We start from the raw sequence: 14,313 nt of genomic DNA on the forward strand, positions 1-14,313 counted from the left end.
GGAGGCCGTAGGCCGACGATACCATCCCCTGGTTAATTATTCCTTTTTGGGTATTCTTTCGGGATATAATTCTAGTATGGCTCGCTGTATTGCTGTCCACCCATAAGCCTTTCTTTTCCATTATTTTTCATTTCTGGTAATCGATAAGTATAGCTGTTTAATTAGGGCCGTTTCTGACACCCATGCTGCTTTACTTTTTACCAACTTTCTGATTATTCGATGAAGAGATTCCACTGGATTGGTCGTGTAAATCATCTTTCGCATCGGTAATGGAAAGTCCAAAAAGGCCATCAACTCAGTCCAATTTTCTGTCCATTGTTTAACGATATAGCGGTATTTTTTGCCCCAAGTCACCTCAAAAGCCGCTAAAGCTGTTTTTGCCTGTTCTTCTGTGGTAGAAGTATAGATTTGACGCAGGTCTTTAACAACTGCTTTCTTATCAACGTCGTCCACGAATCTGACTGAATTCCTCATTTGGTGGACGATGCACTTTTGGATAATTGAAGACGGAAAAGCCTCTTCGATTTGAGATGAAAACCCTTGTAGGTCATCTGTACAAATCACCAGTATATCTGCCACCCCTATGGATTTAAGATCTTCCATCACCATCCCCCATTTCCCAGCACCTTCTCCTCCCGAATTGACATACAAGCCCAAAAGATCTCTATTTCCTTCCCAATCAACCGCATAAACCGTGTAAAAAGCACTACTTATATATTTGCCTTCCTGCCTTACTTTGAAGTGAATGGCATCTAAATACACGACCGGATAAAAGCGCTGAAGGCTTCTGGTCCGCCATTCCTGAATCTCTGGTAATACTTTGTCGGTAATTTCAGAAATTCGACCAGCAGAGATACTTACTCCATAAATATCCTCTAGCAGACGTCGCACGTCTTCAATAGAGTTGCCTTGAGCATATAATGCTATTATCTGGTCATCTAAGCCACTGGTAAGTTCACGTTGGCGCTTACCTATCAGTTCTGGCTCAAAATGACCATTGCGATCCCTAGGGGTTGAAACATGAAGGTCGCCAATTTCGCTTATAACTCGCTTAGGCGTTTTTCCATTTCGTTTATTGGTAGTTCCTGCTGCCCGCTCCACTGTCAAAAAACCATCGATTTCAGCATCAAGCATCGTATTTACCATTCCTTGTAAAATCTCACTGAATGGACTCTCTTTTCCCAGCAATCCCTTTTAATGTAAAGCCGCTCTTTTAGCCGCTCACTCATCTTAGGATCGCTCAATAATTCTTCAAGTGTTCGTTTCTTTGTCATTTATTTGTAAAATTAGCAGACACACTTAAATGAACAGTCTCAGCTCAGGTACCGATATTTCGACAATCCCAGTCCGAACGTCTGAGGCACCGGTATGAACGTTCAACAGTCTCAAGCAAAGGAAGAAGATTATTGAAGTTTATACGCTAAAAACAATTAACAATTAAACCATACGCCTATTCACAGCAGTTTTTCCAATCTTATTGCTATTATTGTGTACAAATCATTAATAGTAATCACAATGAAAAACACTATCCTTCTCCATTCTCTTTTCTTCTTTGGCTTTGCCCTAATGATTTTCGGTTGTAACCAGGAAAAACAACAGGAACCATTGCCACCAAATATTATATTGGTAATGACAGATGACCAGGGATATGGAGACATTTCAGCCAATGGAAGTCCGGATGTGTCAACGCCTAATATGGATAAGTTGAAATCTCAGGGAATAAGTCTAGAGGATTTTCAGGTCAGTCCTACTTGTGCGCCAACCAGGTCTGCCATTATGAGCGGGCGACATCCTTTTAAAAATGGCATTACGCATACCATTCTGGAAAGGGAAAGAATGGCACTAGGCCTAACTACCTTGCCTCAGGTATTGAAACGGGGAGGTTATACCAGTGGTATATTTGGAAAATGGCATTTGGGAGATGAGCAGGAGTACCAACCTGACAGTCGTGGATTTGACGAGGTATTTATACATGGTGCCGGTGGTATAGGTCAGGCTTATGCAGGTTCTTGTGCCGATGCTCCTGGAAATGGTTATTTCGATCCCGTTATTAAGCACAATGGCACCTTTGTGAAAACGGAGGGGTTTTGCACCGATGTGTTTTTTACACAGGCTTTGTCATGGATAAAAGATAAGTTCTTAACAGAGGAACCGTTTTTTGCTTATATAACCACAAATGCCCCACACGGTCCTTTTATAGCTCCTGAAGAATACAAGCAAAAATTCATCGATCAGGGCTACCCAACAGATGCTCAAGGCTTTTATGGAATGATAGAAAACGTAGACTATAACTTGGGTATATTGATGGATAAACTGGATGCATGGGGTATTTCCGACAATACCATTTTAATTTTTATGTCGGACAATGGGAAAACGTATGGAGGTTACAATACAGTGCATGGAGAAACCTACAATGCAGGGATGAAAGGGTTTAAGGGAAGTGTTTATGAAGGAGGAACAAGGGTTCCTTTCTTTATCAGATGGCCCAATAAATTCAATAAAGGCAAAGAGGTGGATGTGATGCTTAATCATTATGACATGTTGCCAACTTTTGCTGAAATTGCCAATATTGACATCTCTGATATTCCGGATCTGGATGGGCAAAGCTTCCTTTCTTATTTAAAAAAGGACAGCATTCAATCTGAAGACAGGTTTCGATTCTTTCATGAGGGGAGATGGCCTTTAAATCCAGACAATATTACAGATCAAGAAGGCACAGAACGTTGGGTAGGTACTGCAGAAACGTCGAATCCTGACAGTTCAAAATTCAAGAAATATGCGGTTAGAAACGAACAGTATAGATTTGTGAAAAACAGTGAATTGTATGATTTGTATCAAGATCCTGGAGAAACAAATAACATTGCAGCGGAACATCCTGTACTCATTAAAAAAATGAAAGAAGCCTATGGTGTTTGGTGGGACGAAGTGCGACCTTTAATGGTTAACGAAACAGCTCCTTTAGCCAAAGAGAAACCTTTTTGGGTGGAATATGAAAAACAAAAGGAAGCTAGTGGGATCAAAGATTGGGTAAAACCTGAGCTGAATTAAGCTTGGTAGGAGAAATTTAAAGGTAAAGCTAATTGATGGAAGTCTGCAATTCTCGTTAATATAAGTTTAGTGGTACTTTCATTTGTCCAACAATACGGAACGCTTTAATAATGATTTAAAAAAGAGCAATCAAATCGGAGCAATTCCCTGATTATAGGTGGGTTGCATTACCTGTTTAACGATAAAGTCAAAACAATGAAAAGTGTATTTTTGTGGATTGGATTTTTATGTTCATTCCAATCGTTTGCTCAGGAAGTTTTCCCTTTATGGGATACAACGGTTAATATGCCTGAGTTAAATGAAATTCCAATTATTGAAAACGTTGAATTTTCGGTCATAAAACCCTTTGAATTTTCTAAAGATGGTTACCGATTTTTGCATGGGGTTGCTTTGATCTGGCATAAGGACAAACTTTACGCTTCCTTTGGTCACAATAAAAATGGTGAAAATACAGTGTCAGAGGAAGCCAATTACCGTGTGAGTGAAGATGGGGGTAAAACCTGGGGGCCTGTCAAAACCATAGGTCGAGGAGACAATGTAGCGGTTAGTCATGGTGAATTTCTTTCTTACAATGGTGAGTTGTGGGCATTTCATGGAGAATACGATGGGATTATGGAAAAGCTTCGCGTACGCGCCTTTCTTTTAAATGAAAAAACGGATGTATGGGAGGACAAAGGTATCGTTGCAAGAAATAATTTTTGGCCATTGGCAGCTCCTGAAAAAATGGATAATGGGAACTGGATTATGTCAGGTTTTCAGGTTAACGAAACTGGCAGTGGGAACAATCCACCAGCTGTTGCAATAAGTGATGGGGATGATTTCACCAAATGGGATGTGGTTGTTATTCCTATGAAAACTGAGAAAGTTTGGGGTGAAAGCACTGTTATAATTGATGGTTCAATAATTATAAATGTGGCACGATGGGGCAAGCAATCCATAGCTTTGGCATCAAAAAGCAATGATTTTGGTCAGACTTGGTCAATACTTAAGCCCAGTAACTTGCCCATGACCACCTCAAAACCATATACAGGTCAATTGAGTAGCGGTGAATATTATTTGATTGGTACGACCTTTAATGGTGTAAATAAAACGAGAAACACTTTGACCATAGCTATCAGTCCTCCTGGAGAGCTGTTTTTTTCAAAAGTTTTCGTGATTCGCCATTCTGTTTTCCCCGAAGGAGTAGGAGAGTCACATCCCCAAGCAGCCTTGGCTTATCCTCATGCTGTTGAATACCAAGGTAAGCTGTATGTTGGGTATTCTAATAGTGGTGGGAAAGTAGGCAGGCCAATTGGAAAAGGCAGAGACACTTGGAATAACAATAGTGCTGAATTAGCAATTATTCCAATTGAAATGATTACAAGTCCCTAAAAAACAGCAAAAGGAAACTCTTCCTCTCATTTCAGATGCATCTGGCGCTTTTTATGCAATTGATTTACCACCTTTAATGGGGGATAAGTTCGTATACAAGAGGAAATAGGAGGTTTTGTCCATAGATGTAATAGGGTAATTTAGGCAGGACCTTTTACTTATAGGTTACAATTTTTAAATAATGAAGCCAGAAAAAAAACAATTTTTCGCATTATGTAGCTAGTAAATAGTTGTATGTTGTATTTTGTTGTTTAATGAAAATATTGGCATGATAAATATTGTGTAAATGGTATATTTTAAAATTTATTGGGTGTTTTTTTTGTTTTTATTAGAATTAAAATTTTTACAATTTTATATATTTAATTAAATTTGAAGTGTTAATGTATTTTTTGGTATATTTGCAAATAAGAAATAGTTTTTAATTATTCTTTTTTGTTTTGCATTGAAAGTAAACGATGATCACTTAAATTTTTTTCAGTAAATCTCATAATAATGGCTTTAAAGATTAATTCTATCTTGCTCGTTGATGACGACAAAGCAACTAATTTTGTTCACAAATATGCAATTAAAAAAGCCAACTGCATTGAAAATGTAGTTGTTGTGGAGAATGGTTTGGAGGCACTTGAATACCTTCAGCCAAAAGAAAATGAACCTTTAATCAAACCTAATATTATTTTTTTAGACATTAATATGCCCATAATGAATGGGTGGCAATTTTTAGAAGAATACGAAAAATTAAACCAAAACAACAGAGGGGATATTGTTTTGATCATGTTGACCACTTCATTGAACCCTGATGATTTAAATAAAGCGAAAAGTTTTTCTACAATTAGCGGATACAGGAACAAACCCCTAACCGTGAAAATGATTGAAGAAATTGTTGAAGAATTCTTTGTGTCTAATTAATAAAAGTATTTTATTGTTTTTAGGTGTAATATATTAGCTAAAGTCATAGGGTTCAACTAATAAAATTACACTGTAATTGTTTACCTAAGTAATATCCATTTTTTAACCTGCGTTATTTACTTTATTTTGACTTCAAAGATATAAATTCGGTCGTAATTAATATCTAAATAATTATATGACAATAGAATTAAAGGCTAAGAAGTCAAGAAACGTAAAAATTATTAGTTTGATAATAATGGCGATAAATATTGCTGTTATGGCTGCTTGGTTGTCAAATTTTCAATCTGTTCTCTCTGGGTTTTCAGGAGATCAATTCATGGATTTTACTTCTGAAGTTTCATTTTTTCTATTAAGTCTGGGGGTGCTTACTTCTCAAAAAAGATCCAATTCTATTTTATTATTAAGTAAGGTAGCCATTGTTAGTGTTTTAATTATATCAGTACTAACAATTGGTCAGTATTTATTTAATTTTGATAATGTCGTTAATGTTTTTGATCTAAAGTTCTCAAGTAGGTTACCATTTTGGGTGTCCATCTGCTTCCTTTTAATTGGTGGGGCAATTTGGGGCATGCATTCCAAATCCAATGTTATAAATAAAATTACTCAATACTGTTACTAGCTAAAATCATTTTGAATTTTGCTAGTATTATAGCTGTTGTATTAAATATCCCGGGGAATAATACAGATTGCTTAATCCCTATACCAATACTAATTTCTCTAAACGGATTTTTAATAAATTCTGAAGCAAATAATGAGGGTCTACTTCCGGAATTGAATGTGAAAATCTCAATTTAAGTCAATTACCTAATTATTGTATTTCCCAAGTCCTTAAAACTAACCTAAACCTGCCTGTTTAAGCTTTATTTTGCTAATAAGTTTCCATCATTATTTTTAAAACCAGCAAAATCCCTTTAGTTTTAACGCTAACAGTAAAATGAATATTGATAAATATGGTAATTGGAAAGAAATTCAACCAATTAAGGAAAGATGAATATTTTGACCTAATTGATAATTACAAAAAATATTCAGACTTCAATACATTAGGGATGTACCGCTCAATTTGTGAGAATGAAAGTCTTGACCTATGTGATCGGATTGAGTTAAGAGATTATGCGAATGTGGTATTTGAGAAAACCTTCAATTTTTATCAATTGAAAGACCCAAAGACCTTTTTTGATCTCAGTACATTAGGCCTTGAAATGACAGTGGCTGATGAAAAGCAGGTTTGGAATGATATTAGAATTAATCAAGAAAAAATCCTTGCTGATAAGAAAATTAAACATAGGAATTTTGGGGAATACTCTAAACACAATTGTGGCTATAAGGATTGTCCTTATAATGGTCTTATGATAAAGCAAGGCTCTTATTTGGCAGAATCTGGAATGCATTTTAAGTCTGATAGAAATAAAGTCTCTGCTAAGAAAAAGTCAGAACGCATGAAAAAGCAAAGGAAAAATAAGCACCGAATAATAAGAGAAGATTTCGATGAGTGAATAGTAATCTTTTTTCAATTTGGGTTCAAATAGGGTAGTGCTCAAGTTTTGCCTGGTTTCACTTGCTTAGTTGAAAAGAGTGTACCTTTGTAGCTTGTATTAAGCATAGTCAAAATTTTAATTGTTGTGTACCCGATTCTGATCAAATAAATGGAAAGTAGCAAAAATAAAGGTCGATTAGACAGAGATGAGATAGATCAATGCATCGCCATTTTAGAAATATTAAACAATGACACTGACCAAATATTTGATATTCCTCTGGATCGAAGAATTGAATTGATCAAACAAGCCGGTCGGCTTTCTAGACCTGAAAAGGAAGAATTGATTAAACGTAAAAAAAACGCCAAAAAGAAAGTCAAAAGAAAAGCAGTTGAAAATGACAAACAGGCCCGTAACAATACCGGAATCAGAAGTGCCAGAGAAGCGGTAGTTTTTGTTGCACCTAAAATGCTTTTGAATACCTCACAAACTAGGACAAAAGGGGGTTCAGTAGCTCCTCGTGAGTGCTATGTGTGTAAAGAGACCTTTACCACTTTACATCATTTTTATGATACCATGTGTGAAGCATGTGGTGACTTTAATTATGCCAAACGTTTTCAAATGGCTGACCTAAGTGGTCAAGTTGCTTTAGTTACTGGTTCTCGGCTCAAAATTGGCTATCATATTACCCTGATGATGTTAAGGGCAGGGGCTACAGTTATCGCTACTACAAGATTTCCAGTCGATTCTGCTTTGCGATTTGCCAAAGAAGAGGATTTTGAAAAATGGGGGCATCGACTTAAAATTCACGGCTTAGATTTAAGACATATTCCAAGCGTAGAATTGTTTTGCAATTTTATCGAACAAAAATACGATAGGTTGGATGTGCTCATCAATAATGCTGCACAAACGGTAAGACGACCGGCAGGTTTTTATCAGCACTTATTGGCCAATGAAGAAAAGACTTTATCCGAATTGCCTATGGAAGTCAGGGATATATTGTCAGATCACGAAGCTTGCTTAAGAGAATTGAGCGTTTCGAGTTTTTTGGTTGAAGAATCTAATAAAAACCTTCCTGTAAGCTGGCATAGCAATCAAGTAGGCATAGGTTTAAGTGCTTCAGCAAAATTATCACAAATCGCTTACTCCATTGATCATGCTCTGACCCCCGAAGAAGTTTTTCCAATAGGAAAGATGGATGCGGATTTGCAGCAGGTAGATTTGAGGAAGACCAATAGCTGGAGGTTAAAATTAGGTGAGATCCATACCAATGAAATGCTAGAAGTACAGCTGGTTAATTCTATTGCTCCTTTTGTGCTTTGTAACCGTTTGGTGCACATTATGAAAAAGGACAATACAGGTAAGAAGCACATTATTAACGTTTCTGCCATGGAGGGTAAATTTCATAAATACCACAAAGAATCAAGGCATCCACATACCAATATGGCTAAGGCTGCTTTGAACATGATGACGCTTACTTCTTCGGCTGAATTTGCCAAGTTTGGTATATATACCAATGCAGTGGATACTGGCTGGGTTACCGATGAGGATCCCATTGAATTGGCCAAGAAGAAAGAAGAAATTCATGATTTCCAACCGCCTTTGGATATTGTGGACGGTGCAGCTAGGGTAATGGACCCATTGTTCGATGGGATCAATACTGGAAAACACTGGTGTGGTAAATTTTTGAAAGACTATAGACCGACTAGTTGGTAATAAGCGGCAAGTCCTATGGTATGAGCAATTTTGGAGACTGTCCAATAATTTTTTATGTACGATTTCCTAAGGTTTAACCCGGATTATGTAATAGAATTTGTGATGAGTGTTGCAATCGCAAGAAAATCAGGCTGTTTGGAGATTTTAGCATAGCACCGCTATGGTGAAATTGAAAACAGCAACGAAGTGGCTGATTTTAAAGCGATTTCAGCACGTAATAGAATGTCTATTGCATATTTCGGGTTTAACCATTTGGCTTAGGTTTGATTTCAATATTTATTAACTTTTCAAAATAGTGTTTTTTCATAAATTGTCTATTTTTTTTGTAATTATTTACTTTTGAATTTCTATTATAAAGTGGTTTATTGTTATTTAATTATATTAAACTTTTTTAAATATGGTTTTTTTAATCATTAAAGATTGGCTAAAATAGCTTTCAATAAAATAATTGAAAATTAATGATATAGTGATGGTTTAATCTAATTTTTCAATAAATTCCTTTGTATTAGGGATTTATGAATTTTGTATATGTAGTATATAGATTCGCTTATTAAGGTTTTAGTATTCATAAGCCATTTATTAATTGGTTTATTTTCAAAATTCCCCTAAATATGATATAGGTATAAAATCGTTGGTCTATAGGTGTATTTTTCCTGTTTGCTAACCATTGAATAAACATCCTAACCTTAGATGTAAAATTTCTGTTAGCTTATGTGAATAATTTGCATGAAAAGTCTTTAAACCTTAACACAAAAAATAAAAATATTATAAATTACTTGCTATTGAATTGAGTAGTTTATAATTTTCAATACTTAATGAATTCAAAACGAAAAATTGTTAATTGAATGTTTTACGAAAATTATGACTACTAACCCCTAAACGATGAAGAAAATAATACCTAAATCCTTAAAGTTAAAAGGCGGGATAATGGTTCTTGCTTTTTCCGTCCAAATATTGACCTTGGGTTTTGCCTCAGGGGCAAAGCTGAAGCCGGGCGAGATGAATAAAGGCTCAGAAACAGTAAAAAATGATGGTTTTTCAATTAATAAAACCCTTGCTGTCGACATTACCGTTACCGGTACCGTTACTGATTCGAATGGGGAATCTATCCCTGGTGTTACAGTCTTTGTACCTGGTACTACCACTGGTACAGCTACTGACCTAATGGGTAAGTATTCCATTACAGTTCCCGATGGAGCCACTTTATCTTTTTCCTATATTGGGTACGTTACCCAAACCATTTCTGTTGGAAATAGAAATGTAATTGATGTTGTATTGGAAGAGGATGTGACCTCCATGGATGAGGTTCTTGTTATTGGTTATGGTACAGCAAAGAAAAGTGACCTAACCGGTTCGGTTGCTAGAATTTCTATGGAAGACAAATCAAGACAAGCCAATGTCAACCTTTTCCAAGCCTTGATTGGAGCCTCGGCAGGGGTGAACCTTGAAGGTAGAGGTGGGGCTTCCAGTGAACCTGAAATTTCAATAAGAGGTAAAACTTCTCTTTCTGCCTCTGATGGTCCTTTGATCGTTTTGGATGGTGTGATTTACAATGGGAGCATTTCTAATATTAACGTTAATGATGTAGAAACCATAGATATACTTAAAGATGCCAGTGCTGCAGCAGTATATGGTTCGAGATCTGCAAATGGTGTATTATTAATTACTACTAAAAAAGGTAAATCTGAGAAACCTGTTATCTCTTTTGGGATGTATACTGGATTTCAGGACATGACCAATAACCCTATGCGGGTTATGAATGCAAATGAATTTGCCAATCGTTTGGTTGATTGGGATCATCAAAGTAAGGTGTATGCATGGTATAAAACCAATCCTACCAGTGCAGAAGGAAGACCACAAAGGCCGGATTTAACCAATCCCGAGACGGTAGGGTCTTACTTGAAGACTTATGAAGAACAACAAAACTACCTTGCTGGAAACGAAATTAATTGGGTGAATGAAGTTTTGCAGGTTGCCCCTATGCAAAATTATAACCTAAGCCTTCAAGGAATGACAGATCGGTCTACCTATTATGTTTCTGGTTCTTTTACAGATGTGGAAGGTATACAGATTAATGATAAGTTCAAGCGAATTACCTTGCGTAGTAATGTTGAAAGTGAAATTACTGACTGGTTAACCTTCGGCTTAAATGCTAGTTATAGTACCAGAGACAATTCTGGTATCCCCACCAGTCTTGCAAATGCAAGGGTAGCGAGTCCCTTGGTGAACAATTATATCGGTGAGCCGAATTATGATATTTACCTTGGCGGAGAGTTATTCCAACCTTACCCTTTAGTGAATAAGTACATAGACAATTCAGATATCACCAATGAGTTGTTTGCTGTGGGTAGGTTAAAAGTATCTATCCCCTGGATTGAAGGTTTAAATTACGAATTCAATTATTCCCATGTTTATTCCAATAGAAACAACAACACTTTTCATTCAAGTTCAACCCCATCAGGTGTTTCCAATAGGGGATTGGCAATAAAAAGTCCATCTGAATCCAGAGATTGGAATTTGAATAATATTATTAATTATTCGAGAACCTTCGGAGATCATCAGGTAAATTCTACTTTCTTGTTTAGTAGAGAAGGAAGAACAGGTAATGCTTCAACGCTCTCGGCTTCAGGTTTTGAAAATGAAATCCTTGGCTATAATAATATTGGCTTGGCAGAGGTTGTTACTGGAAGTTCTTCTGCATATGAAGAAAACAGTCTTTCCTATATGGCACGTGTCAATTATAGTTTTCTATCCAGATACATGTTTACAGGAACAGTACGTAGAGATGGTTTTTCCGGATTTGGTGCTGGCAATAAATGGGCAACATTCCCTTCTGCCTCTTTGGCTTGGGTACTAACAGATGAGCCTTTCCTTGATAACATGGATGTCTATCTTAAATTAAGGACTTCTTATGGTAAAAATGGTAACCAAGGAATAGGACGTTATTCAAGTTTGTCTAGAATGGGTACCAGGTATTATGTTTATGGGCAATCTACAGCCATAGGTTTATATCCGAGTAATCTTGGAAATGTAAACTTGGCTTGGGAAACCACTACTTCCTATAACCTAGGGCTGGATTTTGGGTTTTGGCAAAACAGGATTACTGGTACGGTCAATGCTTATACGGCAAACACAACTGATGTATTGGTTTTAAGACAACTACCAAGGGCTGCCGGTTATGCAAATATCTGGACAAATATAGGAGGGTTAAAAAACAAAGGGATTGAGTTTGATTTGAAATCTATCAATATGGATGGAGCACTTAGGTGGGAAACCAATTTTACTTTCGCACTTAATAGGGATAAAATCACCAAGCTGTATGGTGGAGAAGATGACAATGATATTGGGAACGGTTGGTTTGTTGGAGAATCGCTTAGTGCTATATATGATTATGAAATGGCAGGAGGAGTATGGACCGAAGAAGAATTCTTTAGTGGCAACACTTTAGATGGATGGTACCCAGGACAGTTTCGCTATGTGGATCAAAATCAAGATGGAGAGATCGATCCTACAAATGATAGAAAGGTTATTGGATATGAATCTCCAAGTTATAGATTCAGTCTCAATAACAGCTTTACTTACAATAATTTCACCCTTTCGGTATTTATAAATTCAATTCAGGGAGGTAAAAATTATTATATGTCTAACAATGCTGACATAATCAATCCACTCTTTTATTTCCCGGATAGAAGGAATAATTCAGCAGTAAATCCTTATTGGACACCTGAAAATCCTACTACCAACACTACAGGGATTTATAATGTACCCCTTCGTCAAAGTGGAGTTTACCAAAGCAGGAGTTTTGTAAGGCTACAGGATATTTCATTGGGGTATACTTTTACACAAAGCTTTTTGGATAAATTAAAGTTACAGTCTGCACAAGTTTATGTCTCTAGCAAAAATCCTTATGTATGGACAAATTGGCAAGGTTGGGATCCAGAAACTGGTATTAGTGATACGCCACTAATGAGAAATTTCATTCTAGGTTTGAATCTTAGCTTATAAGAATCAGCTTAATTAATTAAGTACAACCTGATAAATAAAAAAACAATGAACATAAATATAAAATTTCTTGCAGTTAAATCCTTGCTGATTGCTGCAGTTGCGCTGTTTATATTTCCGTCTTGTAATGATGATATTCTAGACGAAAAGCCCCTCGATTTTCTTTCGCCTGATAATGCATATTTAACTGAAGCAGGTGCTTTACAAGGTATTACTGCTATTCATGACCGAGTACGGTCTGCCTACTATTCATTCGGTGAATTTGGTGTGATGAATTGGGCAACTCATGGTTCAGATTTGGGATACAATGGTGAAACACCGGGACCAGGAGGTTCTTATTTGAATTCTTATGCAGACATGACTCCTGTTTGGAGAAATGTAATTGCTACTTGGAATGTTGGGTTTGAGATTATCCAATGGGCAAATGTATTGATTGATAGAGTGGAAAGTGCTGATCCTGATGTGTTTGCAGAAGGTGAAGCCGGTAAAAATAAATACATTGCCGAGGCAAGGTTTTTCAGGGCATTTGCCTACAGGTATTTGGTCTCTACCTACGGGGATATCCCGCTATTGACCGAGCCGATTAATTCAGCTAAAGCAGATTTTATTAGAAACCCTGTAGCTGATATTCACAACTTGATGGTTGAAGATTTTCAATATGCTGCGAATAATTTACCAAAACCAGGTGAAGAAGATGCACCGGGACGAATTACTCAAGGTCCAGCTTGGCATTACCTTGCAGAGACTTACCTTGAACAGGATAATTTCGAAAAAGCGGTGGAAGCGGCTACAAGAGTTATTGAAGATTATGATTATGATTTAATGACAAGTCGTTTTGGTACTAAACTTGGAAATGATGTGTTTGGCTCAGGGGATGTGTTTTTAGACCTTTTTGGCTTCGGAAATCATAACCTTCCTGAAAATAAAGAATCCATGTGGGTAATACAGGTAGAGCCTTTTATCATCGGTGGTGGACAGATTGCAAGTGCCTATATTTTCGGACCTCGTTATTTTGACATTGGCTTGACTCCTGATGGTAAAAAAGGTTTTCAGGGTGAATTGTATAATGGAATGTATACCGGCTATTCTGATACTTTGGGTCGACCTACAGCGAATGGTAGAGGTACTAGTCTGGTTTATTATGATGTATGGAAAGACAATTGGGACATTGATATTAGAAATGCTGAGCATAACCTGAAGAGAAATTTCTATTATGACTCACCAGAATCAGCTTATGATAAACAAAAAATTGATTTCAGCCTTTATGATCCACCAAGACCTGATCCAATAGCGGATACTTGTAAAATCATTTTCCCTATTCACATTAAATTTACGGATCCATTAAATTATTTCTTGCAACCCAATCGTTCAGGGGGAGGAATCACCCACAAGGACTGGTATGCATTACGTTTTGCTGAAACTTTGCTAATAAGGGCAGAGGCATATTTGGAATTGGGAGATAAAGCATTGGCCGCAGAAGATGTGAATAGAGTGAGAGAACGTGCCCATGCTACACCTGTTTCTCCTTCGGATATTGACATGGATTTCTTACTGGACGAACGTGTGAGAGAATTGTATGGTGAAGAATGGAGGCTTATTATCTTAAGAAGAACTGGAATGCTTCTCGATAGGGTACGGGCTTATAACGATAACCCGCTAGTTCCTGGAGCAGACATTGAAGAACACAACTTCCGTTGGCCAATACCTCAGGCACAAATTGACCTAAATGTGGATGCTGAGTTTCCTCAAAATCCTGGCTATTAAGCAAGGATAAATGCATGAATTGATGAGAAAAGGA

8 protein-coding genes and 1 pseudogene are annotated in these 14,313 nt (G+C 36.8%); 8 read left to right on the forward strand and 1 reads right to left on the reverse strand.

Annotated features, from left to right (window positions below; genetic code table 11):
- Nucleotides 1–36: 36 nt before the first annotated feature.
- Nucleotides 37–1,274: pseudogene (locus AC13EX_RS16910) on the reverse strand (IS256 family transposase).
- Nucleotides 1,275–1,515: 241 nt separating this feature from the next.
- Between AC13EX_RS16910 and AC13EX_RS16915 the strand changes: the two are divergent.
- The 8 genes from AC13EX_RS16915 to AC13EX_RS16950 all read left to right on the forward strand — a co-directional run bounded on the left by AC13EX_RS16915 (nt 1,516) and on the right by AC13EX_RS16950 (nt 14,279).
- Nucleotides 1,516–3,048: an arylsulfatase gene (locus tag AC13EX_RS16915; RefSeq protein ID WP_482893600.1), complete on the forward strand. Its 1,533-nt coding sequence runs from the start codon at nt 1,516–1,518 to the stop codon at nt 3,046–3,048.
- A gap of 195 nt (nt 3,049–3,243) precedes the next feature.
- A complete protein-coding gene (locus tag AC13EX_RS16920; RefSeq protein WP_482893602.1) occupies nt 3,244–4,419 on the forward strand; it encodes a sialidase family protein in 1,176 nt (391 codons plus the stop codon).
- Between the two features lie 492 nt (nt 4,420–4,911).
- Nucleotides 4,912–5,325, forward strand: coding sequence for a response regulator (locus AC13EX_RS16925; protein WP_048643788.1), 414 nt, complete (start codon nt 4,912–4,914; stop codon nt 5,323–5,325).
- A 175-nt stretch (nt 5,326–5,500) separates the two neighbouring features.
- A complete protein-coding gene (locus AC13EX_RS16930) occupies nt 5,501–5,944 on the forward strand; it encodes a hypothetical protein (protein ID WP_482893604.1) in 444 nt (147 codons plus the stop codon).
- Between the two features lie 331 nt (nt 5,945–6,275).
- Nucleotides 6,276–6,818, forward strand: coding sequence for a hypothetical protein (locus AC13EX_RS16935; protein ID WP_482893606.1), 543 nt, complete (start codon nt 6,276–6,278; stop codon nt 6,816–6,818).
- Between the two features lie 150 nt (nt 6,819–6,968).
- A complete protein-coding gene (locus AC13EX_RS16940; RefSeq protein WP_482893608.1) occupies nt 6,969–8,513 on the forward strand; it encodes an SDR family NAD(P)-dependent oxidoreductase in 1,545 nt (514 codons plus the stop codon).
- Between the two features lie 882 nt (nt 8,514–9,395).
- Nucleotides 9,396–12,518: a SusC/RagA family TonB-linked outer membrane protein gene (locus tag AC13EX_RS16945; protein WP_482893610.1), complete on the forward strand. Its 3,123-nt coding sequence runs from the start codon at nt 9,396–9,398 to the stop codon at nt 12,516–12,518.
- Nucleotides 12,519–12,563: 45 nt separating this feature from the next.
- On the forward strand, nt 12,564–14,279 hold the full coding sequence (locus AC13EX_RS16950; protein WP_482893612.1) for a RagB/SusD family nutrient uptake outer membrane protein: 1,716 nt from the start codon (nt 12,564–12,566) through the stop codon (nt 14,277–14,279).
- The last annotated feature ends 34 nt before the right edge of the window (nt 14,280–14,313 follow it).

The organism is Cyclobacterium sp. L-R (assembly GCF_056859355.1).

Bases quoted from the DNA above. Each gene is read 5' to 3' on its own strand.
- AC13EX_RS16915 (WP_482893600.1), top strand. From the start codon at position 1,516: ATGAAAAACACTATCCTTCTCCATTCTCTTTTCTTCTTTGGCTTTGCC.
- AC13EX_RS16920 (WP_482893602.1), top strand. From the start codon at position 3,244: ATGAAAAGTGTATTTTTGTGGATTGGATTTTTATGTTCATTCCAATCG.
- AC13EX_RS16925 (WP_048643788.1), top strand. From the start codon at position 4,912: ATGGCTTTAAAGATTAATTCTATCTTGCTCGTTGATGACGACAAAGCA.
- AC13EX_RS16930 (WP_482893604.1), top strand. From the start codon at position 5,501: ATGACAATAGAATTAAAGGCTAAGAAGTCAAGAAACGTAAAAATTATT.
- AC13EX_RS16935 (WP_482893606.1), top strand. From the start codon at position 6,276: ATGGTAATTGGAAAGAAATTCAACCAATTAAGGAAAGATGAATATTTT.
- AC13EX_RS16940 (WP_482893608.1), top strand. From the start codon at position 6,969: ATGGAAAGTAGCAAAAATAAAGGTCGATTAGACAGAGATGAGATAGAT.
- AC13EX_RS16945 (WP_482893610.1), top strand. From the start codon at position 9,396: ATGAAGAAAATAATACCTAAATCCTTAAAGTTAAAAGGCGGGATAATG.
- AC13EX_RS16950 (WP_482893612.1), top strand. From the start codon at position 12,564: ATGAACATAAATATAAAATTTCTTGCAGTTAAATCCTTGCTGATTGCT.